Below are 25,223 nucleotides of genomic sequence, written 5' to 3' on the forward strand. Positions count from 1 at the left end.
CGCTTACGCCGCCTGAGCTTTCTTCTCGTCGCGCAGTTCGCGTCGCAGGATCTTGCCGACATTGGTCTTGGGCAGGTCGCTGCGGAATTCGATGTGCTTGGGCACCTTGTAGCCGGTGAGCTGCTCGTGACAGAATTTGATCACGGCCTCGGCAGTGAGGTTTTGATCCTTCTTCACAACGAAAGCCTTCACCGCTTCGCCCGACCTGGAATCGGGGATGCCGATCACGGCGCATTCGAGCACGCCCGGATGGCTCGCGATCACTTCCTCGATCTCGTTGGGATAGACGTTGAAGCCTGAGACCAGGATCATGTCCTTCTTGCGGTCGACGATCTTGGTGTAGCCCTTCTCGTCCATGATGCCGATGTCGCCGGTGCGGAAATAGCCGTCCGCGGTCATCACCTTCGCGGTCTCCTCGGGCCTGTTCCAGTAGCCCGACATCACCTGCGGACCCTTGGCACAGATCTCGCCGGCCTGGCCGAGCGGCACTTCGTTGCCGTCGTCGTCGCGGATCGAGATGTAGGTTGACGGCACGGGAATGCCGATCGTCCCCGTGAACTCGGTTGCCGTTGCCGGATTGCAGGTCAGCGTCGGCGAAGTCTCCGACAGGCCGTAACCTTCGGCGATGAAGCAGCCGGTGATCGCCTTCCATTGATCGGCCACGGGGCGCTGCACCGCCATGCCGCCGCCGTTGGAGATCTTCAGCTTGGAGAAGTCGAGCTTCTTGAAATCAGGGTGGTGCATCAGGCCGTTGTAGAGCGTGTTCACGGCCGGGAAGCTGTTGACCTGGTATTTCGCCAGCTCCTTGACGAAGCCGGCGATGTCGCGCGGGTTGGGGATCAGGAGATTGCAGCCGCCGGCGCGCACCGCGAGCAGGTAGCAGGCCGTCAGCGCGAAGATGTGATAGAGCGGCAGCGCGCAGACGATCATGAGCTGGTCGACATGCGGCGGCGCGGCGAGCGCCGGCTGCAGCCAGGCGTCGTTCTGCAGGACGTTGGCGACGATGTTGCGGTGGAGCAGGGTGGCGCCCTTGGAGACGCCGGTGGTGCCGCCGGTATATTGCAGGAACGCGACGTCGCCCGGCGAGAGTTTTGGCTTGTTGAAGGTCATGCCGCGGCCGGCCGACACCGCATCGTTGAAAGAGACCGAGCCCGGCAGCGACCATGCCGGTACCATCTTCTTGACGCGGCGGACGACGAGATTGACGATCACGCCCTTGAAACCGAGCAGATCGCCCATGCTGCCGACGATGACGTGCTTGACCTGCGTCTTGGCGATCACCTGCTCGACGGTGTGGGCGAAATTCTCCAGCACGATGATGGCTTCGGCGCCGGAATCCTTGAGCTGGTGCTCGAGCTCACGCGGCGTGTAGAGCGGATTGACGTTGACCACCGCGAAGCCGGCGCGCAGCACCGCGGCGGTCGCGATCGGATATTGCAGCACGTTCGGCATCATGATGGCGACGCGGGCGCCGCGCTGCAGTCCGCGGCCCTGCAAATAGGCGCCGAGCGCGACCGACATCTGGTCGAGGTCGCGGTAGCTGATGGACTTGTCCATGCAGATGAACGCCTTGCGGTCGGCGAACTTGGTGAAGCTCTCCTCCAGCAGATCGACCAGCGATGCGTATTGGGTCGGCTCGATATCGGCGGGCACGCCGGGCGGATATTGCTTGAGCCAGATGCGCTCCATGGAAAACTCCCCTCATCTACCAGAGCCCGTTGTGTCTCGGGCTTGCCTCATTGCCGCCAGTATCGAGCCTGCCGGAACGGGTGGCAAGTCGTCGAGGCTTAAGACATAGGTCAGGAAGTGGCTACTGGAATCGTCGATACCGCGCTGCCGCAGGTGCGAAGCGCGGGGGGCCCGGTTCGGCGTGCCGTTAACTGTTGTTGGCCGGCTTGGCCGCGGGCTTGGTCGCGGCCTTGGGCTTGGCGGGCTTCGGTTCGCTGCTTGCCGCAGGCTTCTCGGCGGGTTTTGCCGCCGCATCGTGCTTGGCGGCGGCATGCTTGGGCGCGGCCGGCTTAGCCGCAGTCTTGGCGTCGTTCTTGGCGTCGCTCTTATCGTTTTTCTTGGCCTCAGCCGGCTTGGCGACAGGCTTCACGGCCGCCGTCTTGGTGTCCTTGGCGGCGTCCTTGCCCGCGTCCTTCGGCTTGTCGGCCGCGTCAGGCTTCTTGGCCACGCGCGACTTCTTGCCACGCGGCTTGGACGCCGTCTGCTGGTCGGCATCGGCCGCCACCGCCGCGATCAGGGCGGTGCCGGTGCGGGTCGGGCCGGTATAGACCAGCACGGGCTCGGTCGCCGCCGGAGCCGAGGCCATCAGCTCGGAGGCCTTCATCAGCGGCGGCTGGAGGCCGGCGGTGAAGAAGGTCACCTGGGCTTCGCCGCCGGTGGCCGAGGCCGATCCGGACGTCGCGCCATTGGCCGCAATCAGCGCATCGTCGTCGTCGCTGGCCGGCCGCTTGCGATGGCCGCCGCACATCTCGTCGCGCAGGTTCGGCGGCGAGGCGTCGACCGGCACGAGGTTATCGACCGTGCCGAGCGAGGGGCGCAGCCACGTCAGATTGTCCTGGCCGAAGCCGCGCTCCAGCAGCTGCGCCGCCTTCACCGCGCGCGCGGTGCCGGAATTGGCGCCGAGCACCACCGCGATCAGCCGGCGGCCATTGCGCGTGGCCGAGGCGACGAGGTTGTAGCCGGAGGCGCAGATGAAGCCGGTCTTGAAACCGTCGGCGCCAGGATAGCGGCCGATCAGCTTGTTGAAATTGCCGGTGGTGCGCTTGCCGAAGCGGATCGCCGGGATATGCACGAAGTATTCGTATTCCGGCAGGTCGCGCAGGAACGAGCGGGCGAGAATGCCGAGGTCGCGGGCCGACGTGATCTGGCCGTCTGCGGGCAGGCCGTTCGGATTGACGTAGCTGGTCTGCGTCATGCCGAGCTTCTTCGCGGTGTCGTTCATCATCGCGGAGAAGCCGTCGATCGAACCGCCGACGCCTTCGGCGAGCACCACGGCCATGTCGTTCGCCGACTTGACCATCATCATCTTCAGCGCGTTGTCGACGGTGAGCTGCGTTCCCGGACGGAACCCCATCTTCGAGGGCGACTGCGAGGCCGCCGTCGGCGAAACCGTGAGCAGCGTGTCGAGCGTCAGCCTGCCGTCCTTGACCGCCCTCAACGTCACATAGGCTGTCATGATCTTGGTGACGGAGGCCGGATACCAGGGAATGGTCGCGTTCTCGGCCTGCAACACCTTGCCAGTGTCGGCCTCGATCAGCAGCAGCGCTTCGGCGCTCGCTGCGCGCGGCGCCAGCAGCGCGGCACATGCGAGGCTCGCAGCGAACAGGTTGAACAGGGATTTGCGAAGCAGCGGGCGTAGGGCGTGCACTATCCGATTCCGGTCCTTGGAGACCCGCCAGTTCCGGGCGGTGCTCGTGATCTGAGTGTCGGTTCTGAAATCCAGCGCCGCCGCTTGCGGCGCCGCAAACCTATACCGGCTGGTGCGTCGAGAACAGGGGCATGAGCGGGGTATTCCGCAATGAAATAGGCCGAATTTCGACGATCCTGTGCGGACTTGCTAGGGGGATTTGGCAGCAGTCGCAGCAGCCTCAGCGGCTGTCACACTGGCCCGTGTGGTCTCGTGAACCATGAACTGGGCCCTGGCGAGCTCGGCGAAATGGCCGCTCTTGGCCACCAGTTCATCGAAAGTTCCGCTTTCGATCACCCGTCCGTTCTCGAACACCAGGATCCGCGTGGCGTTGCGGATGGTGGAGAGGCGGTGGGCGATCACGAAGGTGGTGCGGCCCTTCATCACTTCGTCGAGAGCGGCATTCACCTTGGCCTCGGTGACGGCGTCGAGCGCGGATGTAGCCTCGTCCAGGATCAGGATCGGCGGGTCCTTCAACAGCGCGCGGGCGATCGACAGCCGCTGCCGCTCGCCGCCGGACAGCATGCGGCCGCGCTCGCCGGCATTGGTCTCGAAGCCGCCGCTGCGCTCGATGAAATCGAGCGCCTGCGCCCGCTCGGCCGCCTTGCGCATCTCGGCCTCGGTCGCGTCCGGCTTGCCGACGCGCAGATTCTCCTCGATCGAGCGGTTGAACAGCAGCGCCTCCTGGAACACGACGCCGATATTCCGGCGCAGCGAGGTCAGCGTGACGCCGCGCACGTCCATGCCGTCGATCTTGATGAAACCCGACTGCGGGTCGAAGGCGCGATGCAACAGCGCGATCGCGGTGGATTTGCCGGCGCCGGTGGGGCCGACCAGCGCGATGGTCTGGCCGGGCAGTGCGGTGAAGGTGAGGTCCTCGATCGCCGGCCGCTTGCCGTCATAGGAAAAGGTGACGTCGTTGAACTCGACGAGACCGGACAGCCTGCCGGCGTCGATCGCGTCGGGCCGGTCGTGCACCGCGGGCACGGCGTCGAGCACATTGAAGAACTCGCGCAGGCGGGGCGCTTCCATGAACACGTTGTTGATGAAGCTCACCACCTGCTCGAGCTTCTGGATCAGCAGCGTCGCAAAGCTCACGAACATCACGATCTCGCCGACCGAGGTCAGCCCCTGGTCGTGCAGCGCGATGCCGAGCGTGAAGATTGCGAGCACGGTGATGGTGGTGGAGGCGCGCGTGATGACGGTGACGAGCGCCCACCACGACAGCACCGGCATTTGCGCGGCGAGCAGCTCGTCGGCGACGGAGCGCAGTCCCTTCACCTCGGATTCGACGCGGACGAAGCTCTGCACCAGCGCGACATTGCCGAGCGCATCGGAGGCGCGCGCGGACAGCTCGCTATATTGCTCCTCGACCGCCATCTGCATGCCGAAGGTCTTGCGCACCACGAAGGTCGTCAGTGCTGTGAAGACGATGCAGAGCACGAACAGCAGGATCGCCAATCGCCAGTTCAGGTAGAGCGACAGCGGCAGCAGCACCACGACCGAGAGGATCGCGGCAAAGTGCTCGCGGAAGAAGCCGAGCCACAGCCGCCACAAGGCGTCGGTGCCGTTGAGCATCACCTTCATCAGCCGGCCCGAATGGGTTCCGGAGTGGAAGGTCAGCGGCAATTGCAGGATGTGCTCGAAATAATCGGTCAGCACCGCCTGGCGCTGGCGGTGCGAGAGCCGGTCGGCCTGCAAGGCCACGAGCGCGCTGCAGAGAATGGTGAACAGCCCGAACGCGACCCAGGCTACCAGGAACGGCCAGGCCGAGCTCGACCCGGCCACGGTCTTGCCCGACAGCACGTCGACGATCCGCCCGAACAGCACGGGCTCGGCGAACTGCGAGCCCGCCAGCAGGAGGTTGGCGACCGCAAGCAGCCAGCCCAGCCGCGCCTCCTTGCCGAGCAGCTCAAGAACGCGGGTATAGAGACGGAGGATGGGCATGCGGGCGACGAACTCGAGCGAATAACGGAGCCCGTATTTTAAGCAGGGATCGCGCGGGAGATATAGCGGAAGCTGTCAGTTTTTCTCAGTTGATCAGCCGCCCCGCCACCGGCGGCAGGAACCGGTCGTCGAAGATGTCGCCAGCCGTGGGCCGTTTGCGGAATTTGAAGTCCTGCGCGATCTGGTCGATCGAGCGCTCCAGGCGCGCGGGCTCGACGCCGCCGAGGCCGTTGCGCTTGACCTCATCGGTCAGGATGTTGTCGACGAGGACGGTGCGCAGGCGCTCCAGCTCTAGGTCGCGGTCGCCGTCGTCGATGCGGCCAGCGGCCTCGTCCGCCGCACGTGCCGGCTCCTTGATGGTCGCATTGATGCCGGCGATCAAGGCGCGGACGAAGCCCTTCACGGCGTCCGGCTTCGCCGCGGCGAAGGCGGGATTGACCACCACGGCGAAGCCATAGGCCTCGCAGCCATAGTCGGCATAACGCAGCACGACGAGATCGGCGCCGGGAACGCCGCGGTCGCGCAGGTTCACCGCGGAGAGATAGTTGAAGCCTGCGACCGCATCGACCTGTCCCGCGGACAGGATCGGCTCGCGGACAGCAGCGCCAATCTTGTGGAATTTGACGCGCGATGCCTTGATGCCGTTCTGCTGCGCCAGCGCCGGCCACAGTCGCATCGACAGATCGCCGTCGGCAACGCCGACGGTCTTGCCGTCGAGATCGGGCAAGACATGGATGCCGCGGCTCCTGCGCGCGACGATCGCGTAGGGCGCGCGGTTGAACAGCACGAACACCGCCTTGACCGGCGCCGAGTCCTCCTTGTCGCGAAGGCGGATCAGCTCGTTGATGTCGACCAGCGCAAGCTCGCTGTCGCCCTTGGCGACGCGTGCGAGCGCCTCCGGCGATCCGGCTACGCTGTTGAAGGATACGTTGAGACGTTCGGCGCTGAACCTGCCGTCCTTCGCCGCAAGGAAGAACGGCGCCATGCTCGCGTCCAACGGGCGGTCGAAGGTGAAGTGAATCGCAACGGACGGCGCAGCGGTCTCGGCCGCACTGACATCGCCTGCAACGAGCGTTGCAAGCGAGATCGAGAGAGCCAGCAGGCAACGGAGGGCGGTCGTCTTGAATCCTGACATCGATTGCGCCGGTTCCGCATTGTTATGGTTTCGTGACGCTTCGCGGCGCCCGGCTGCGGCCAGTCTCTCCGCGCCAACATGAACGGCAGATGAGCGGCGGTTGCGGCACGATTACGCAACCCCGTTCAGCTTGTGTTGGGGTTGGGGAACCCAACTTAGGCTGTGCGGGTTTTAAAGGCATGAGCCTGTCCGCAGGCGTCCATTCCAGGTCCCAAGGAGGGCCCAAGACATGTTCGAGCGATTCTCCAAGTTTGCGGGCCGAAAGGCCGTTCTGGCCACCGCCGCGGTGCTGGCGCTGACCGCGCTTGCCCCGACCGCGTCCTATGCAGGCGGCCGTCACTGGCATGGTGGTGGAGGCGGCGCGGCCGCAGCTGCGGCTTTCGCGGCCATCGGCACCGGTCTTGCCATCGCCGCGACCCGTGACTCCTATGCCTATGACTACGGTCCGGGCTATGGCTATTACGGCGGTCCCGCCTATTACAGCGGCCCAGCCTACGGGCCCTATTATGGTCCAGGCCCGAACTTCCAATATCAGCGCTACGGCGGCACCGCTCCGTCCGAGTTCTGCGGCCAGGGTTACTACCAGAACTGCTACTAGCTCTGGCAGCTGGAGTTCACCATGACAGGCCGTCGCGCTTGCTGCGCCGGCCTGTTTTTTGCTTTTATTGCCGCGCGTTAACACGCCCGCCATTTGTTTAGAGTAGTTTTGAGTACCATGAGTGATTCGCTTGAGCGGCTATATCTGGCTGTGCTCGCGGCCAGGGATCTTGATCCGGCAACATCGCGTACGGCCCGGCTGTTTCAGCGCGGGCCCTCGAAAATGGCAAAGAAGCTCGCCGAAGAGGCCATCGAGGTCGTGATCGACGCCGTCAATGGCGACGCCGACGCCGTGATCCGGGAAAGCGCCGATCTCCTGTACAATCTCACCGTGCTCTGGGCCTCTGCGGGCGTGCGTCCCGAGGACGTCTGGCGCGAGATGGCGCGGCGGGAAGACATGCTCGGCATCGCCGAGAAGCTGCCGAAATCGTCGATGAAGCTGCCTAAAGTCGCGTCACCGCGCGTGGCCGCCAGGCGGCCAATTGTCGCGCTCGAGGGGCGTGCCGCGCGCAAGCGCCACTAAAGCGCGATGGGATCGCGGTGAATGGTTCATCGCGCTTTAGCCTCTTGTTTGAGCATGATCTTTCCGGAAAACCGCCGCACACTTTTCCGGATCATGCTCGAAACGTCATAATTCGCCTCAATCTCGGCATGGACAAATCCGCCCCATGGTGCTTCATCGCGGCGCCATGCTGAAACGTATCTACGACTGGTGCATCGACGCCGCTCACAAGCCCTACGCGCTCTGGATTATGGGAGCGGTGTCTTTCGCCGAAAGCTCCTTCTTTCCGGTGCCGCCGGATGTGATGCTGATCCCGATGTCGCTGGCGCGCCCGCAGCGCGCCTGGCTCTACGCGGCCGTCTGCACCATCACCTCGGTGCTCGGCGGCATTCTGGGCTACGCCATCGGCGCGCTGCTGTTCGACTCGGTCGGTCATTGGCTGATCCAGGTTTACGGCCTCGGCGACAAGGTCGACGCCTTCCGTGCCTCCTATGCGGAGTGGGGCGCGGTGATCATCCTGCTCAAGGGTTTGACGCCGATCCCCTACAAGCTCGTCACGATCACCTCGGGCTTTGCCGGCTACAACATTCTGTTGTTCACGATCTGCTCGATCGTCGCGCGCGGCGGACGCTTCTTCGTCGTTGCGATCCTGCTCAACCGTTATGGCGACTGGATCCGGCACAAGCTCGAAGAGCGTCTTGGATTGTGGGTGGCGATCGGTGCTGCGCTGCTGGTGCTCGGCTTCGTGGTGGCGATCAAGCTGATCTAGAGCATGATCCGGAAAAGTGTGAAGCGGTTTTCCGAAAAGGTCATGCTCACTTGGTAACCCGCGCTTTGCCGCCGGGCCGGGTTCGGCTACGGTTGCCGCCATGATGGTTCGATCCGGCAATCCGGCCTTGCGGCTCGGGACGCTGATATCAGCAATGCTGCTGGTCCTGCTCGGTGCCGCCGGGACCGGATGGCCGCAATCCGCTCCGCCGGCGCTTGGCTTGCAGGAGCAGGGGCCGCAGGCCACGCCTCAGCCGTCGACACCCGCTCCATCGGCGCCGCCGGCGGCAGCGGAAAATCCCGGGCTGATCAATGAAATGGGCAAGCTGTTCGACAAGCTGCCCTCGATCCTGCCGCCGATCAAAAGCCCGAGCGAGACCATGAACGATCTGTCGCGGCTGGCGAAGCCCTCGACCATGGTGTCGGGCCGGGTGGCCTGTCCGGCCTCGTCCAACGGCGCGCCCGATTGCAAGCAGGCCGCCGACCAGCTCTGCCAGAGCAAGGGTTACAAGGACGGCAAGAGCCTGAATGCCGACTCCGCGGAAAAATGCTCGGCCAAGGTCCTGATTCCCGGCAGGGCTCGCAAGCCGGACGACTGCCGCACCGATACTTTCGTGACCAGCGCGCTGTGCCAGAACTAAAGGACGTCGCGCGAGCAACAAGGAGCGCCCATGAGCCGTACGGAGCAGGACTTCCTCGGACAGCGTGAGATCGCCGACGACATCTATTACGGCGTCCAGACCATCCGGGGTAAGGAAAACTTCCACATCACCGGCATTCCGATGAACCAGGAGCCTTACTTCGTGAAGGCGCTCGGTTACGTCAAGAAGGCAGCCGCCATGGCCAATCGCGATCTCGGCGCGATCGATGCCAAGGTCGCGGACGCGATCATCCTCGGCTGCGATCGCGTCATCGCCGGCGACATGATGGACCAGTTCGTCACCGACTTCATCCAGGGCGGCGCCGGCACCTCCACCAACATGAACGCCAACGAGGTGATCGCGAACCTCGCGCTGGAATCGCTCGGCTTCGGCAAGGGCGACTATCAGCACGTCAGCCCGAACGATCACGTCAATTACGGTCAGTCGACCAACGACACCTATCCGACCGCCTTTCGTCTCGCGCTGATCCTGCGGCTCGAGAGCTACATGACCGCGCTGCGTCAGCTCCAGGAAGCTTTCTTCGCCAAGGGTCGCGAGTTCGACCGTGTGCTGAAAATGGGCCGCACGCATCTGCAGGATGCCGTGCCGATGTCGCTCGGGGCCGAATTCCGGGGCTGGGGCACCACGATCGGCGAGGAGGTCGATCGCATCTCGGAAGCGCGTGCGCTGCTGCGCGAGATCAATCTCGGCGCCACCGCGATCGGCACCTCCGTCACCGCTGCGGTCGGCTATCCCAAGCTCGCGGTCCGGCACCTCAGCGCGCTGACCGGCGTCGACTTCATCCTCGCCGGCGATCTCGTCGAGGCGACCTCGGACACCGGCGCCTATGTGCAGCTTTCGGGCGTGTTGAAGCGCACCGCGAGCAAGCTGACCAAGATCTGCAACGACATCCGCCTGCTCGCCTCCGGGCCGCGTGCCGGCTTCAACGAGATCAACCTGCCGCAGCTGCAGCCGGGCTCCTCGATCATGCCGGGCAAGGTCAATCCTGTGATCCCCGAGGTCGTCAATCAGACCAGCTTCCTCGTCATCGGGCTCGACACCACGGTGACGCTCGCGGCATCCGCCGGCCAGCTTCAGCTCAACGTGATGGAGCCGGTGATCTCGTTTGCGCTGTTCTTCTCGATTCGCACCATGGAGCGCGCGGTCAACAGCCTGCGCGAGAATTGCGTGGTCGGCATCACCGCCAACGAGGAGCACACCCGCAACATGGTGCTCAACTCGCTCGGCATCGTCACGGTGCTGAAGCCGCTGCTCGGCTACAAGCAATGCGCCGAGATCGCGCGCGAGGGCTACAAGAGCGGCAAGTCGCTGCATCAGATCGTGGTGGTCGAGCGCAAGCTGCTGACGCAGGAGAAGTGGGACGAGATGTTCTCGTTCGAGCGGCTGATCAATCCGGATCTGATCGGGTAGGCGGCCGTCATCCGCAAACTCTCGCCTCGTCATTGCGAGGAGCTCTTGCGACGAAGCAATCCAGAGGACCTCCGCGAAGATAGGCTGGATTGCTTCGCTGCGCTCGCGGAGGACACAGATGGGAAGGAATTCCGCTGCTTGGAAATTGCTGCCCAGGCGTCCGCCACGGCGACAAAACGCAATACTTGACAGTGGAAAGATTGCCTTGTTGGTATGGCGGTCAACCTTCCATTGACTTGCCAACAGAGGATCGTCCCGCAATGTCCATGCCTGCCTTGTTCAAAGGACGCCTGTCGATCCCCGTGATCGGCTCGCCGCTCTTCATCATCTCGGTGCCCGATCTGGTGATCGCGCAGTGCAAGGCGGGGGTGGTCGGCTCGTTTCCGTCGCTGAACGCGCGGCCGCCGGAGCTGCTCGACGAATGGCTGGCGCGGATCACCGAGGAGCTCGCGGCCTATGACCGCGCCCATCCCGACAAGCCGTCGGCGCCGTTTGCGGTCAACCAGATCGTGCACAAGTCGAACAACCGGCTCGATCACGACATGCAGCTCTGCGCCAAGTACAAGGTGCCGATGATCATCTCCTCGCTCGGCGCGCGCGAGGAGCTGAACCAGGCCGTGCACGGCTGGGGCGGCATCGTCTTCCACGACGTGATCAACCAGAAATTCGCCCACAAGGCGATCGAGAAGGGCGCCGATGGCCTGATCCTGGTCGCGGCCGGCGCCGGCGGCCATGCCGGCACCATTTCGCCGCTGGCTTTCGTCGCCGAGACGCGAAAATGGTTCGATGGCCCGATCGCGCTGTCGGGGGCGATCGGTAACGGCAAGGCGATCCGCGCCGCGCGCATCCTCGGGGCCGACTTCGCCTATATCGGCTCGGCCTTCATCGCGACCAAGGAAGCCAACGCGGTGGAGAAATACAAGGAGATGATCGCGGGATCGACCGCCGACGACATCGTCTATTCCAACCTCTTCACCGGCGTGCACGGCAATTATCTGAAACCCTCGATCCTCGCCGCCGGCATGGATCCGGAAAACCTGCCGACCTCCGATCCCTCCAAGATGAATTTCGGGACCGACGCTTCCGGCGAGCGCGCCAAGCCGAAGGCCTGGAAGGAAATCTGGGGCTCGGGCCAGGGCATCGGCAGCGTCGAGGCCATCCTGCCCGCCGCCGAATTGATCGCGCGCTTCAAGAAGGAGTACGACGAGGCGATCGATCCGCCGTTGTAAGCGGCGGTTATCGTGGCGCGCGAATCCCTCATCCGTCGTCCCGGACAAGCGAAGCGCAGATTCGGGGACCCATCACCACAGGGAGAAGTTTGGCGAAGACTCGTAGTAAGTCTCGCGTCAAAACTTCTTCCTGGGGTTATGGGTCCCTGCTTTCGCAGGGACGACACTTTTTGCTGAATTCCGCTTGTCCAAGCCAACAGAGATTTGAGTGATGCCCCCCATCTACCGCGTCGACGGCAACAGCGTCGTCACCAGCCCGGATGCCGCCGGTCCCTGGGACCGGCGCATGCAGCACGGCTCGGCGCCGGCGTCGCTGGTGACATGGGCGGCCGAGCGCATTCCGACGCCTGCTCCGATGGATATCGCGCGCGTCACCATCGATCTCATGCGCCCGGTGCCGGTGGCGCCGCTGACGATTGAGACTGAGGTCTTGCGTGAGGGCCGCAAGATTCAGCTCGGCGAAATCAAGCTGCTCGCCGACGGTGTGCAGGTCGTCGGCGCCACCGTGCTCAAGATCAGGCGCCAGGCGCTGTCGTTGCCCGACGGCGTCAAGGCGCTGCCGGTGACGCTGCCCATGCCGGAGGACTCGCTGGCCGAGGATGGCCACGCCGCCACCAGCCCGTTCGTGCGTTCGGTCTCGATGCGCGCCGCGCGCGGCCGTTTCGGCCAGGCCGGCGCCGGCGCGATCTGGTTTCGCGTCGACCATCCGCTGATTGCCGGCGAAGCAATCTCACAGGCCATGCGTGCCGTGGTCGCCGCCGATTTCTCCAACGGCACCGCCTCGACGCTCGACTTCCGCGCCTGGACCTACATCAACGCCGATCTCACCGTGAACTTTTCGCGCCAGCCCATAGGTGATTGGATTCTGCTCGACGGCGATTCCTGGATCGGCCCCGACGGCGCGGGGCTCGCGATGTCGCGGCTGGCGGACCGGCAAGGCTATTTCGGCCGCGCGGTGCAGAGCCTGGTGATCGAGAAGCGGCAAGCGTGACGGCGGGGCCGCGATGGCTCCTTCCGAATGAACGGCAGGCTTCCGCCGCCGCGGAAGGGATGTTTGGTCGTGTCGACCAGAGCATCCTGCCAGTTCACATTCCGTAGAAGATCTTGATCTCCCACAGCACCACGATGATAGCCGTGATCAACGTGACCGCGGCGACTGCACTTTCCAGGGAAGCGACTCGCATGTCCTACTCCGCTTCCCAGCCCCATCAGCGGTCTAGGTGATTCCCTGATTCGCCGGCAATCGCGCGGGGCTCGCCGGCGTGCACTCCGTCGCGCGTTGTGGTGCCGGAGCCACAACGATACCGTAAAATCCCGGGGTAATTACCCCACCATCCGGTCCCGCCCGCTCCAAAACCCGGCGCGCAGCACCTTCTTGTCGACCTTGCCGACACCGGTCATCGGCAGCTGCTTGACGAACTGAATCTGCTTGGGCGCATGCGCCGAGCCTTTTCGCGTTTTCACGAGGTTGATCAACTCGTCCGGATCGGGCCTTGCGCCCTCGCGCGGCACGACGATGGCGGTGACGGCCTCGCCCCATTTCTCGTCGGGGACGCCGACGACCGCGACCATGGCGACGTCGGCGTGCTGCGACAGCACGTCCTCGACCTCGCGCGGAAAGATGTTGAAGCCGCCGGACACGATCATGTCCTTCTTGCGGTCGAGGATGAACATGTAGCCGCGTTCGTCCTTGCGCGCGATGTCGCCGGTGTGGACCCAGCCGTTCTTCAGCGTCTCGGCGGTGATGTCGGGCCGCTTCCAATATTCCGCCATCACATGCGGGGCGCGCACGCAGATCTCGCCGGCCTCGCCGGTCTTCACCTCCTGGTCGTCGTCGTCGAGGATCCTGACCTCGCAGGCCGCGATCGGGAAGCCGCAGGACAGGAATAGTTCGGGTGCGTTGAGATCGTGATCCGCCTTGCGCAGCACCGAGACCGGATAGCATTCGGTCTGCCCGTAAAGCTGCGAGAACACCGGTCCGATGCGCTCGATGCCCTCGACCAGCCGGCTCGGCGACATCGCCGACGCCCCGTAGAGCACGAGCTCGAGCGAGGACAGGTCGGTCTTATCAAGCGCAGGATGGTCGAGCAGCACGTAAATCATGGTCGGCACGAACAGCGTGAAGTTGATGCGCTCGCGCGCGATCGTGGTCAGCACGGCCTCGGGATCGAATCCCTTCAGCATGTGCACGGTGCCTCCGCGCATCAGGGTCGGCAGCACTTTCGTGCCGGCGACATGGCTGATCGGGGCGACCGTAAGGTAGCGGGCGGCGTCGGGGATCTCGAAATCGGCGAGGATCGCGGCGGCGGCTCCGGCATTCTCGCGGTGATAGCGCAGCGCGCCCTTGGATTTGCCGGTGGTGCCGCCAGTGTAGTTCAGCGTGGAGAGATCGTCGAGGCCGGCGAGGCACTGCGCGCTGGCGTGTCCCGCGCTCTCGATGGCCGCCAGCAGATTGACACCGTAGCCGGCGGGTCCCGTCGTGAAGATCGCCTTCAGCCGGGTCGCCCTTGCGGAAAGCTCGCCGCCGCGGTCGCGGAAGGCGGCCGCATCGACCACCAGCATCTCGGCCTCGGAGTCCTCGAGCTGGAACAGCTGGTCCTCCAGCGATCCCAGCGGATGAAGCCAGGTGATGCAGAGCCGCGACAATTGCGCGGCGACGCCGGCGCACCAGGTGTCGGCGCGGTTCGCGGTGAGGAAAGCGACGCGCGCACCGGGTTGCAGGCCAAGCCGCATGAACACGCCCTGGATGCGTCCGATCAGGTCGATAGTGCCCTGATAGCTCAGCGATCCCTCGGGCCATGCGAAAGCAGTGCGGCCGGGATAGCGCGACAGCGCCCGTAGCGTCTGCGCACAAGTCGGGGACGATGCGTGGAGCGGATCGGACATATGTTTCCTCGTTGCTTTGTCACCGGCTTCTGGCGTGCCAATGTTGCCGATGACGCTAGCACAGAGACTGCGGGAGGAAACGACAAAGCCCGCACGGGAGGCAAGCGTGACGAGGAGATTTGCGTGCCATCAGATCGACTGCAACGCTTCGGCGATCGTCTCGCTCTGCCGCTGATCGCAGCGCCGATGTTCCTGGTGTCGGGCGTCGAGCTCATGGTCGCGGCCTGCCGCAACGGCGTTATCGGCAGCTTCCCCACCGCGAATTGCCGCAGCACGGAGCAGCTCGATGAATGGCTCTCCGCGATCGCGATGCGGCTGCGGCAGCACGAAGACCAAACCGGCCGCAAGGTCGCGCCGCTCTGCCCGAACCTGATCGTGCACCGCTCCAATGCAAGGCTGGCGCAGGATCTCGCCGTGCTGCTGCGGCACAGGCCGGAGATCGTCATCACCTCGGTCGGCTCGCCCGCGCCCGTGCTGAAGCCGCTGCATGACGCCGGTGCGCTGGTGCTGGCGGACGTCGCCTCCATCCGCCACGCCGAACGGGCGGCGGAGGCAGGTGCCGATGGGCTCGTGCTGCTCACGGCGGGCGCGGGCGGGCAGACCGGCTGGCTCAACCCGTTTGCCTTCGTTCGCGCGGTGCGTGCATTCTACGACGGCATCATCGTGCTCGCCGGCGGCATCAGCGATGGCCATGCGCTGCACGCGGCCGAAGTGCTCGGCTGCGATTGCGCCTATATGGGCACGAAATTCATCGCGACGCGCGAGAGCATGGCGGACGACCGCTACAAGCGGATGCTGGTCGAGAGCTGCGCCGACGACATTCTGCTCACCACTGCGTTCACGGGTCTGCAGACCAGCATGCTGAGGCCGTCGATCGTGGCCGCCGGCCTCGATCCCGACGATCTCCCGGCACGCGGGGCGATCGACATCGCTGAGGATATCGACGTTGCCGCGCGCGAGAGCCGGCCAAAGCGCTGGCGCGACATCTGGAGCGGCGGGCACTCGACCTCGGGGGTGACGGACGTGCCGGCGGTCGACGAGCTGGTTGCGCGGACGCTCGCCGAATATCGTGCGGCGGGCGGGCCGTAGGCGCAGCCCGTCGAGCCCGGCCACGACGGTGTGGGTCACGGTTAATCCCGGGCTCCTCCGCCCCCTTATTTAACGGCAGATTAACCATCGCCGGCCAAGAATCCCCTCACGGCCGCCAAACAGGGCCGAGAGGGACAGGCGATGGACTTCGATTTTCTCAACAGCAAGACAGCGGCTTCGCTGGACGAAATCCGCGTCCGCGTCGCTCATGCCCTGGCGCGACACCCGCTGTGCCGCAACGTCCGTTTCGACATCGTCAGCGTCCCCCGCACCCGTCGGGGCGGCAACTGGACGGTGACGCTGCAATCGGTCGAGCCGCGCGCGGTGTGGGAGGCCTCGGAGATCGTCGCCGATATCCAGGACGCCTACGACCTTTCGGCAGCTGCCTGATTTCCTTGAATTTTCCGGGCGATGTCGCCGCAGTCCGCGCGATTGCCGCCGCGATGGCACGGTTAAGCCTTAATTATCGCCCAGTTGTCGGGCAGTGATCACGTGGACTTGAAGTTGGGCGCGGAGAGACGTTTGTCCAAAGCCATCACCATCGTTGTGCTGACCTGTTTCCTCGTCCTGGGCGCCGCCACCACCGCCATTCTTGGCCGGGACAGCGTGCCCAGCGTCAGCGAAGAGATGATCGCGCAGACGCCTCCGGCCAAGCCGCTAGCCACCAACCGCGCCGCCAAGGCCGACCGTCTGGTTCCGACCCTGGCCCTGGCTTCGGCCGCGATCGAGCCGGTCCAGGTGCCGGCCGACAGGCTTTCGCAGGCGCCCCTGCTAGCCGAGCCGCTGCGCCAGGCCTTTGCCGCCGCCACGCCATCCGATTTCCCGATGCCCAAGGCGTCGAGCCTGTCCGAAGCGCCCGCGGCGGCTGAGGTTCCTGCCGTCGAAGTTCCGGCCAAGCCGAAGGTTGTCGCCAAGCCGCAGCCGCAGAAACATTATACCCTGCTGTCCGACGCACAGATTTCCGGCATTCGGGATCGACTGAAGCTGTCCTCATCGCAGGAATATTACTGGCCCTCGGTCGAGACTGCGCTGCGCAACGTCGTCCGCAAGATCTCGGCCAACAAGCTCTCCAATCCGAACGCGCCACCCAGCGCGCAGATCGATCCGAACTGCGACGAGGTCCAGCAATTGAAGTCGGCTGCCATGCCGCTGCTGTTCCAGCTGCGTGACGATCAGAAGGAAGAAGTGCGCAAGCTCGCCCGCCTCATCGGGCTCGAAAAAGTCGCGCAGCAGATCTGACGCGGCGTTCCTTCCCAGGAACCGCTCGCCATCAGGAACATCCGGTAATCCCACGGCGTTGCTCGCTCCAAACAGGGAGTGGGTTAATGCGCGCCACGACAGCTTATTTCGTCGGTGCCGGAACCATTGTCGCGGCCATTGCCATTGGTCTGGGCGGCGGCATCGTTGCCGGCAACATCATGAATCCGGTCGCGTCCAAACAGGGCCCGGACACCAGCAAGATGGCGCAGCGCGCGGAGTCCGCGGGCGCGCCGGCACAGACGAGCGCGCCGTCGGAACGCGTCAATTATCTCACCGGCTCGCAAGCCTTCGGCGCAATGATTGCCGCGCCGGCGCAAGCCGAAGCGAAGCCGGAAGCTGTAAAGCCCGACACGCAGACCACTCAGGCGAATGCCGGATCGCCGGCGCCGCCGCCTTCGCAAGCGGCCGCGGTTGAGCCGCCCAAGGAACAGTCCAAGGAACAGTCGAAGTCAGCAATCGCATCGCCTCCGCAAGCCGCAAAGCCCGCTGAGCAGCAGGCCTCGACCGAGCCGGCCTCTTCACCCGAGAACGCCTATGCCAAGGCGAGGGACTCCGACGCGAAGCGCGCTGCGTCCGAGCGGCGCCGGATGGAGCGCCGCGAGCGCTGGACCGAGCGCCGCCACTACGATTCCCGCGAGCAGCGCGGCTTGCGCGACCGCACTGATTGGGACGACGTCGCGCGCAACATCCGCGAAGATTCCGATGTGCGTGATTACGCCAGCCGGCCGCGCGGCGGCTTCCCGCAGATCAGGTTGTTCGGGCCCGACGACGACTAGCGCCGAGCCCGCGATCGCGGCTTGCGATGGGAGAATGTCCGCGCGCATCGTCACGTCATTCCGGCGCGCCGCAATCCTTCGAGATAATGCGCACGATCCTCATCCCGCAGCATCGGCAGCTCGCGCGTGATCCAGTCGAGCGAGACCTCGGGCTGGGCGCGGCGCAGGCCTTCCAGGGCGGACGCCGCGAGCGCCGGATTTCCTGACATTCCGGCCGCCGCCGTCAAGACACGGTGCGCGCCGACGAAATCGCCGCGCTGTCGCATCGATTCCCGCGCCATCTGCATGGCTCCGTCATAGTCGCGGCCGACGAACCGGGCATAGGCCGCAACCCCGCAATAGATCGCTGCGAGCGGATCGCGCGGGCTCAGCCGCAGTGCGCGACGTGCGGCGGCATCGCCCTCTTGCCATCGTCCGGCGTAGCACAGCGTCACACCGTAAAAGGCATGCGCCATCGCGAAGTTCGGGTTGAGCGTCAGCGCCAGCTCGAACTCCGCCAGCGCGTCGTCGAAGCGGCGGCGGAACAGATAGGTGTAGGCAAGGCCGTGATGGGCCCAGGCATCCTCGCGATCGGCCTCCACCGCCGCGAGCGCCGCGCGTTCGGCGATCGGCACTGTCGCGGCCATGTCGGCCCAGCCCATATGCGCGCCGAAGATATGGCTGGTCGCGAGTAGGCCCAGCGCCTTGCCATAGGCGGGATCGATCGCGACGGCCTTTTCAAGCAGCCCTTGCGCAGCGGCATTGTCCTCGCGCGTGCTGCGCCAGTGATGCGACAGCGCGCGCATCACGAGGTCCCAGGCATCCAGGCTGCCCGGCGGCTTCTGCTCGGCGCGAAAACTTTCGGCGGCGTAGAGCTGCGGCTCGATCGCGGCGACGATCGCCTCGGTGATCTCGTCCTGCACGGCGAAGATGTCGGCGAGCTCGCGGTCGTAGCGTTCGGCCCAGAGATGGCTGCCGGTCGAGACGTCGTTGAGTTGAGCCGAGATGCGCACCCGGTCGCCGCTCCGCCGCACGCTGCCTTCGACCACGTAGCGAACCCCGAGCTCCTGCGCGACCTCGCGGATGTGCACGGCGCGGCCCTTGTAGACGAAGGAGGAGTTGCGCGCGATGACGAAGAACCAGCGCAGCTTCGACAGCGCGGTGATGATGTCCTCGCTGATGCCGTCGGAGAAATAATCCTGCTCGGCCGCGCCGCTCATATTGGTGAAGGGCAGCACGGCGATCGCGGGCCGCTCGGGAAGCGCGAGTGCGGCGCGCTGCACCCGTGCGGCGTAGCCAGGCTCCGGCGCGATCGCGCCACCCATCGTGCTACCTTTGGCCTCGACATCGCCGACGAAGCGAAAGCCCTTGCGGGCGATGGTGCGGATCAGGGCCTGGTTCGCGCCACTGTCGCCGACGGCCTTGCGCGCCGCGTTGATCCGACTGGTCAAGGTGGATTCGGAGACGCTGCGCCCGTGCCAGATCTTGTCGATCAGCTCGTCCTTGCTGACCACCCGGTCGCGGTTCTGCATGAGGTGGACGACGAGATCGAAAACCTGTGGCTCCACGGCAATGGGAACCTGCTCGCGGCTCAGCTCGCGCCGGTCGGTATCGAGAAGGTGATCCCGGAACAGAAACTGCACGTCGAAACTCAGGCCTCATTACGAATTTGGGTAGCAAACGACAAAATGAAAATTTGGGTCGAAAACTGTGAGTCTGCCGAAGGGGACGTTTGGTTCATCGCGATCGCGTGATGGCGGCCATGCCGTACGATTGGGGTCGGATCGCTGGGGGTGACGTGTTGACCGGATATCTCCCTCCGCAATCGACCCGTCATCCTTCGAGGCCTCCGCTTCGCTCCGGCACCTGAGGATGAGGGGCGATCGTGCGAGTGCGCCGTATGTCGTCGTGCGGGACGAATGTGCGACGAGCCGCGAATGTCCTTTGCCGGACCGTGTGCCCTGCGTAAGCTGTCGCCCACACAAACACCAACCACGAAGAAACGCCGATGCCTGCTTTTCCTGCCTCCACCACCGTGCTCGATTCCATGCTGTTCCGCGACGCCTTCGGTACGCCCGAGATGCGGGAGGTGTTTTCCGACGTCGCGCTGGTGGCGCGCTATGCCGAGGTCGAGGTGGCGCTGGCAAAGGCCGAGGCGAATTGCGGCGTGATCCCGCGGGAGGCGGCCGAGCAGATCGCGGCGCGGACGGACGTCGCCGCGCTCGATTTCGATCTGCTCAGGCAGGAGACCGACATCGTCGGCTATCCGATACTCCCTTTGGTGCACCAGATGGTGAAGCAGTGCGGCGAGGCCGGCCGCTACGTGCATTGGGGCGCGACCACGCAGGACATCATGGACACGGCCGTGGCGCTGCAGCTGCGCGCCGCGCTCGGGATCGTCGAGCGCGACATCGCCGAACTTCGCCGTATCCTCGCCGACCTCTCGAAGCGTTACCGCGACACGCCGATGGCGGGCCGCACCCATCTCCAGCAGGCGCTGCCGGTGACCTTCGGCTACAAGACCGCGATCTGGCTCGCGATGTTCGACCGCCATGCCGAGCGGCTGACGCAATTGAAGCCGCGCGTGCTGGTCGGCCAGTTTGCCGGCGCCGCCGGCACGCTGGCCTCGCTCGGCGACAAGGGCTTTGAGGTCCAGGAGGCGCTCTGCGCGGAGCTGAAGCTCGGCGTTCCCGCCTCGACCTGGCACGTCGCGCGCGACGGCTTTACGGAAGCCGTGAACTTCCTCGCGCTCGTCACCGGCTCGCTCGGCAAGATCGCGCTCGACATCATGATCATGGCCTCGACCGAGTTCGCCGAGGTCTATGAGCCTTTCGTCAAGGGACGCGGCGCTTCCTCGACCATGCCGCAGAAGCGCAACCCGATCTCGTCGGAGCTGATGCTGGCGGCGTCCAAGGCGGTGCGCCAGCACGCCGGCCTGATGCTCGACGCCATGGTACAGGATTTCGAGCGCGCCACGGGCCCCTGGCACGCCGAATGGATGGCGATTCCCGAAAGCTTCGTGCTGACCGCCGGCGCGCTGCACCAGGCGAAGTTTGCACTCGCAGGTCTCATCGTCGACGAGGCGAAGATGAACGACAATCTCGCGATCAGCCGCGGCCTGATCGTGGCCGAAGCGGTCATGATGGGGCTCGCGCCGCAGCTCGGCCGGCAGGAGGCCCATGACGTGGTCTATGACGCCTGCCGTCAGGCCAACGAGAAGGGCATGAGCCTGGCCGACGCGCTGTCCGTGGACTCCCGGATATCGAGCCGCATCGATCGCGCCACAATCGAGGCGCTCACCTCACCGAAAAATTACCTCGGGCTCGCGCCCGCCATGGTTGACCGGGTGCTGAAATCGGCAACGCGTTGAAAACCAAAATGCGTGAAACTGCGTATCTTCTCCATGTCGCAAGGTGCTCGCGCACTTGCGTCCCGCGATGCTAGACTTAGATTGAACGACAGACTTCGGCAGAGGGCCCCGCATGACTGATCACCGCAATTCCGCCACTTCCATCGATCCCGTGAAGCTCGACCGGCTGGCCGAGGTGGCGGTGAAGGTGGGCCTGGGCTTGCGGCCGGGACAGGATCTGCTTCTGACGGCGCCCGCGATCGCGCTGCCGCTGGTGCGGCGGATCGCCGTGCATGCCTACAAGGCCGGTGCCGGCATCGTGACACCGATCCTGTCGGACGAGGAGATGACGCTGGCGCGCTACCGCCACGGTCACGACAGCAGTTTCGATCGTGCCGCCGGCTGGCTCTACGAGGGCATGGCCAAGGCGTTCTCCGACAACACCGCGCGGCTCGCCATCGTCGGCGACAATCCGATGCTGCTGTCGGGCGAGGATCCTTCCAAGGTGGCGCGCGCCAGCAAGGCGAACTCGATGGCCTATCAGCCCGCCTTGGAAAAGATCGTCAATTTCGACACCAACTGGAACATCATCGCCTACCCAAGCCCGTCCTGGGCCAGGCAGGTATTCCCTGATGATCCCGAGGACGTTGCGATCGGCAAGCTCGCGGATGCGATCTTCGCGGCGTCGCGCGTCGATCGCGAGGATGCGATGGGCAATTGGGCGAGCCACAATGCGGTGCTGCGCGAGCGTACCAACTGGCTCAACGGCCAGCGCTTCCGTGCGCTCCAGTACAACGGACCGGGGGTCGACCTCACCATTGGCCTTGCCGACGGCCATGAATGGGAGGGCGGCGCCTCGCTCTCCAAGAACGGCATCAGCTGCAACGCCAACATCCCGACCGAAGAGGTCTTCACCACGCCGCATTGCCGCCGCGTCTACGGCCATGTCGTGAGCTCGAAGCCGCTGTCCTATCAGGGCACGCTGATCGACAACATCGCGGTGCGCTTCGAGGACGGCAAGATCGTCGATGCAAAAGCCTCGCGCGGCGCGGAGGTGCTGAACAAGGTGCTCGACACCGACGAGGGCGCCCGCCGCCTCGGCGAAGTGGCGTTGGTGCCGCATTCCTCGCCGATCTCGCAGAGCGGGCTGTTGTTCTACAACACGCTGTTCGACGAGAACGCAGCGTCCCACATCGCGCTCGGCCAGTGCTATTCGAAATGCTTCGTCAACGGCGCGCAGCTCACCCCGCAGCAGATCGCCGCGCAAGGCGGCAACCAGAGCCTGATCCATATCGACTGGATGATCGGCTCGGCCGAGACCGATATCGACGGCATCTTGCCCGATGGCAGCAAGGTACCGGTATTCCGCAAGGGCGAGTGGGCGAAGTAGCGCGTCTTGCGGCCATCCTTCGAGACGCCCGCCGCTGGCGGGCTCCTCAGGATGAGGACGGAGTGCGCGGCCGTCGCTCTAGCGGGCACCGAAGTCGATCGGCCTCATCCTGAGGAGACCGCGAAACGGTCGTCTAGAAGGACGAGGCGCGCGCTCAGGCCCTCTGCCGAACCGCCTCACGCCGCCGCGTTGCGCAGCATCGGATTGTTGTCGATGCTGAAGCGGTTGAACAATGTCGTGAACGGGCTGCCGTCCGTGGCCCGCACGATGGCGTCGGAAGCGGCGATCGCCTCGTAGAGCGCGCCGACGGGATCGTCCGCCTCGCCCAGGGCGAGGTTCATGCGGATCTCCTCGCGGGCCTCGTTGATCTCGTCCTCGTCGTCGAGTGTCGCCTCCAGCGCCTCCGCCGCACGCCGCATCTCCGCGAGGTCGCCGCCGCCGGAAAATTTGAGGATGTCGAGCCAATAGGGGCGGGCGACGACGAGCTGGACGAACGCCTCGAACGTATCGGCGATAATTCCCGCGCGGCCTTCCGATGAGACGTAGAGCACGTTCTGCGACGGCAGCAGCACGAAGGCGCCGCCGGAGCCGTCACTGCCGACCTGCCGGGGGCTTTCGATGCCGTCGATGGTGAACCAGGGCTCCTCGTCGGGCGCGAAGGAGACATCGAGGCTGAACAGCCAGGCGACGGCCTCACGATTGGCTGTCAGAACCTCGGGCGTGAGGGGCATCGGCGTGGCTCCGTTTTATGCTTCCGCGCACTTTGTCGCACCCCAAAAAGGATCGGTTCATGTGCGCAAATTTGCAGGGAAATCGCGACGTTAACCGTTTCGCGCCTGCAACTTGCGGCTGATTTTCGAGGCCTGCGTAAGAAAGAATTAAAAACGGATGACTAGCGTTCCCGACATCTTTCGAAACAATGCGGGCCGAGACCCGGCCATACTTAATTATATCCCCTGGGGAAGAAGATGTCGCGCTCATTGATTGAAATCGGTAGTTGTAACGTGGATCTCGAGCTCCGGCCGATCGAGCCATCCTGGATCATCGAGGGCAATCCCGTGTCGCGCTCGCATATCCTGTCCACCAGCGCCGACGGCACCGCCTCGACCATTATCTGGCAGTGCACCGAAGGCCGCTTCAACTGGTACTACGATATCGACGAGACGATCATGATCATGGAAGGATCGATCGTGCTCGAAAGCGACGGCATGCCGCCCAAGCGCTACGGCCCCGGCGACGTGATCTTCTTCCGCGACGGCGCGCATGCCAAATGGCATGTCGAAGGCCACGTCAAGAAGATCGCCTTCTGCCGCAAGACCAATCCCGTGATGATCGGTTTCCTGATCCGCGTCGTCAACAAGCTGAAGAAGATCTTTACCTCCACCGGCGAGCGCCGTCCGGCCTCGCTGATGGGCGCCGGCTAGAGCATGATCCGGAAAAGTGTGCAGCGGTTTTCCGAAAAGATCATGCTCAAACAATAGTCTCAATTCAAGAACGCTTCCCAGCGGCCACGACGGAAGAGGGGTCGGGATCAACATCCCGGCCCCTTTTCTCGTCATGACGGCAGCTCGAGCCGATAAACGTCGATGGCGGTCTGCGAGAACAGCGCGGTCTTCTCGGCCTCGCTCAGGGGTGCGGCGATGCGTTTGAAGGCGTTGAAGATCACCTGGTAGCTGCACTGGCCCTTGTCCGGCGGGAAGTTGCTCTCGAACATCGCGCGGTTGGGTCCGAACGCCTCGATGCAGGTTTCGACGTAAGGTCGCCAGGCCGCGGCAAGCTCCTCGGATGACGGCGGCCTGTCGCGCAAGTGGAAGTCGTAGCCGAGCAGGCACATAGCGAGGCCGCCGAGCTTCACCACCACGTTCTCACATGTCGCGATCTCGCGGATCGAGGCGCGCCATTGCTCAAACACCTCTTCGCGCCGCCCCGCAAAGCGGCCGACGCCGGCCGGGCCGCCGCAATGGTCGAGCACGATCCTGGTGTCGGGGAAGGCGCGCGCCAATTCGGTCAGCTCGCCGATCTGTGGATGGAACAGCCAGGCATCGAAGCTGAGGTTGAGTGGTGCCAGGCAGGCAAAGCCTTTGCGGAAAGCTGGATCCTGCAACAGGCCCTTCGGCCGGTTCGCATACATGCCGGCGACGACAGGATCCTCGTCCCAGGCCGAGGAATGCCGGATGCCGCGGAAGCGGCCATTGCCGGCGGCGATCTCGGCTTCCAGCACCGGCCTTGCGGCGTCGCCGAGCAGCAGATTGGCGTGGCTGACGATGCCGGCACAGATCGCCGCCTTGCCGTAAGCGCCGCTCGCGCTCATCGCGGCGACGCCGTTGGCGAATTCGACTTCGCCGACGGGCCGGAACGCCTCCGGCCCGTGCGCGCGATACATCGAGCGGCAATCGACATAGACCGTGGCAATGACGTTGTGGCCGGATGCGATGTCGGCCGCCATCTCCTCGATCAGATAGCGGTGCCCGCGATTCCAGAGATGGTGATGGGGATCGACGATCGGCCGCAAGGGATCAATGATCTTCTCTTGATGCAGCGCGAGCCAGTCCTCGCGCGGCTCGACGAACAGCCCGCTCGTATTCGCGGGCACACTGCTTGCAGCCATCGCGTGTTCGCTCCCTCTGCATTTTTTGTGCCGGGAGCCTAGCATCTCACGCGCACGCACAGCAGCGCGTATTGCTCAGAGCACCACAGCTGCGGTGGAGCAGGTGCGCTCCCTCTCCCGCTTGCGGGCAGGGGAATCGCATATGGATTTTGTCTAGCTATTGCATTGGAAGGCAAGACGGATTCTGAAGACGACTCCCGGAAGACGGAGGGGGTCGGATG

22 protein-coding genes are annotated in these 25,223 nt (G+C 64.8%); 14 read left to right on the forward strand and 8 right to left on the reverse strand.

The features are described from left to right. Positions 1-3 precede the first annotated feature (3 nt). From GGD67_RS32055 to GGD67_RS32070, 4 genes are all read right to left on the reverse strand, one after another. The gene (locus GGD67_RS32055; RefSeq protein WP_179738421.1) at positions 4-1,689 is read right to left on the reverse strand and encodes a long-chain fatty acid--CoA ligase; all 1,686 of its coding nucleotides are present in this window, start codon (positions 1,687-1,689) and stop codon (positions 4-6) included. Positions 1,690-1,876: 187 nt separating this feature from the next. After that, complete coding sequence (locus GGD67_RS32060) at positions 1,877-3,376, reverse strand: D-alanyl-D-alanine carboxypeptidase family protein (RefSeq protein ID WP_179738423.1); 1,500 nt, start codon at positions 3,374-3,376, stop codon at positions 1,877-1,879. Between the two features lie 189 nt (positions 3,377-3,565). Beyond that, on the reverse strand, positions 3,566-5,362 hold the full coding sequence (locus tag GGD67_RS32065; RefSeq protein ID WP_018321318.1) for a glucan ABC transporter ATP-binding protein/ permease: 1,797 nt from the start codon (positions 5,360-5,362) through the stop codon (positions 3,566-3,568). 85 nt (positions 5,363-5,447) lie between these two features. Next, complete coding sequence (locus GGD67_RS32070; RefSeq protein WP_179738425.1) at positions 5,448-6,497, reverse strand: ABC transporter substrate-binding protein; 1,050 nt, start codon at positions 6,495-6,497, stop codon at positions 5,448-5,450. Between the two features lie 229 nt (positions 6,498-6,726). Here GGD67_RS32070 and GGD67_RS32075 point away from each other — a divergent pair, with 229 nt between their 5' ends. The 7 genes from GGD67_RS32075 (at position 6,727) to GGD67_RS32105 (ending at position 12,656) form a co-directional block, all read left to right on the forward strand. Next, positions 6,727-7,095 (forward strand): hypothetical protein, encoded by a 369-nt coding sequence (locus tag GGD67_RS32075; RefSeq protein ID WP_018321320.1) that lies wholly within the window; start codon positions 6,727-6,729, stop codon positions 7,093-7,095. 117 nt (positions 7,096-7,212) lie between these two features. Next, entirely contained in the window at positions 7,213-7,617 is a 405-nt protein-coding gene (gene hisE, locus GGD67_RS32080; protein WP_018321321.1) for a phosphoribosyl-ATP diphosphatase, read from the forward strand. A gap of 145 nt (positions 7,618-7,762) precedes the next feature. After that, positions 7,763-8,365, forward strand: coding sequence for a YqaA family protein (locus GGD67_RS32085; RefSeq protein ID WP_018321322.1), 603 nt, complete (start codon positions 7,763-7,765; stop codon positions 8,363-8,365). A gap of 100 nt (positions 8,366-8,465) precedes the next feature. Then, a complete protein-coding gene (locus GGD67_RS32090; protein WP_179738427.1) occupies positions 8,466-9,005 on the forward strand; it encodes a hypothetical protein in 540 nt (179 codons plus the stop codon). A 30-nt stretch (positions 9,006-9,035) separates the two neighbouring features. After that, positions 9,036-10,436, forward strand: coding sequence for an aspartate ammonia-lyase (locus GGD67_RS32095; protein ID WP_018321324.1), 1,401 nt, complete (start codon positions 9,036-9,038; stop codon positions 10,434-10,436). 260 nt (positions 10,437-10,696) lie between these two features. Beyond that, entirely contained in the window at positions 10,697-11,665 is a 969-nt protein-coding gene (locus tag GGD67_RS32100) for a nitronate monooxygenase family protein (RefSeq protein WP_018321325.1), read from the forward strand. A 211-nt stretch (positions 11,666-11,876) separates the two neighbouring features. Beyond that, entirely contained in the window at positions 11,877-12,656 is a 780-nt protein-coding gene (locus tag GGD67_RS32105; protein ID WP_179738429.1) for a thioesterase family protein, read from the forward strand. 332 nt (positions 12,657-12,988) lie between these two features. Here GGD67_RS32105 and GGD67_RS32110 read toward each other — a convergent pair whose 3' ends face one another. Beyond that, entirely contained in the window at positions 12,989-14,551 is a 1,563-nt protein-coding gene (locus GGD67_RS32110; RefSeq protein WP_179738431.1) for an AMP-binding protein, read from the reverse strand. A 123-nt stretch (positions 14,552-14,674) separates the two neighbouring features. On the opposite strand from GGD67_RS32110, the gene GGD67_RS32115 reads away from it, so the two are divergent. The 4 genes from GGD67_RS32115 to GGD67_RS32130 all read left to right on the forward strand — a co-directional run bounded on the left by GGD67_RS32115 (position 14,675) and on the right by GGD67_RS32130 (position 17,676). Beyond that, positions 14,675-15,640, forward strand: coding sequence for a nitronate monooxygenase family protein (locus tag GGD67_RS32115; protein WP_179738432.1), 966 nt, complete (start codon positions 14,675-14,677; stop codon positions 15,638-15,640). Positions 15,641-15,781: 141 nt separating this feature from the next. Further along, positions 15,782-16,030 (forward strand): hypothetical protein, encoded by a 249-nt coding sequence (locus tag GGD67_RS32120; RefSeq protein WP_028140683.1) that lies wholly within the window; start codon positions 15,782-15,784, stop codon positions 16,028-16,030. A 132-nt stretch (positions 16,031-16,162) separates the two neighbouring features. Then, a complete protein-coding gene (locus tag GGD67_RS32125) occupies positions 16,163-16,879 on the forward strand; it encodes a hypothetical protein (protein WP_179738434.1) in 717 nt (238 codons plus the stop codon). A gap of 86 nt (positions 16,880-16,965) precedes the next feature. After that, complete coding sequence (locus tag GGD67_RS32130) at positions 16,966-17,676, forward strand: hypothetical protein (RefSeq protein WP_179738436.1); 711 nt, start codon at positions 16,966-16,968, stop codon at positions 17,674-17,676. Positions 17,677-17,726: 50 nt separating this feature from the next. Here GGD67_RS32130 and GGD67_RS32135 read toward each other — a convergent pair whose 3' ends face one another. Further along, positions 17,727-19,298, reverse strand: coding sequence for a winged helix-turn-helix domain-containing protein (locus tag GGD67_RS32135; protein WP_179738438.1), 1,572 nt, complete (start codon positions 19,296-19,298; stop codon positions 17,727-17,729). A gap of 365 nt (positions 19,299-19,663) precedes the next feature. On the opposite strand from GGD67_RS32135, the gene pcaB reads away from it, so the two are divergent. Both pcaB and GGD67_RS32145 read left to right on the forward strand, forming a co-directional pair. Further along, on the forward strand, positions 19,664-21,025 hold the full coding sequence (gene pcaB, locus GGD67_RS32140) for a 3-carboxy-cis,cis-muconate cycloisomerase (protein WP_179738440.1): 1,362 nt from the start codon (positions 19,664-19,666) through the stop codon (positions 21,023-21,025). A gap of 112 nt (positions 21,026-21,137) precedes the next feature. Then, the gene (locus tag GGD67_RS32145; protein WP_092254174.1) at positions 21,138-22,394 is read left to right on the forward strand and encodes an aminopeptidase; all 1,257 of its coding nucleotides are present in this window, start codon (positions 21,138-21,140) and stop codon (positions 22,392-22,394) included. A 176-nt stretch (positions 22,395-22,570) separates the two neighbouring features. Here GGD67_RS32145 and GGD67_RS32150 read toward each other — a convergent pair whose 3' ends face one another. Beyond that, positions 22,571-23,125: a hypothetical protein gene (locus GGD67_RS32150; RefSeq protein ID WP_179738442.1), complete on the reverse strand. Its 555-nt coding sequence runs from the start codon at positions 23,123-23,125 to the stop codon at positions 22,571-22,573. A gap of 237 nt (positions 23,126-23,362) precedes the next feature. On the opposite strand from GGD67_RS32150, the gene GGD67_RS32155 reads away from it, so the two are divergent. Further along, entirely contained in the window at positions 23,363-23,818 is a 456-nt protein-coding gene (locus GGD67_RS32155; protein ID WP_018321336.1) for a cupin domain-containing protein, read from the forward strand. Positions 23,819-23,949: 131 nt separating this feature from the next. Here the strand turns inward: GGD67_RS32155 and GGD67_RS32160 are convergent, their stop codons facing one another. Beyond that, positions 23,950-25,002 (reverse strand): amidohydrolase, encoded by a 1,053-nt coding sequence (locus GGD67_RS32160; protein WP_179738444.1) that lies wholly within the window; start codon positions 25,000-25,002, stop codon positions 23,950-23,952. Positions 25,003-25,223: the final 221 nt, after the last annotated feature.

The organism is Bradyrhizobium sp. IAR9 (assembly GCF_013408065.1).
GTDB lineage: Bacteria > Pseudomonadota > Alphaproteobacteria > Rhizobiales > Xanthobacteraceae > Bradyrhizobium.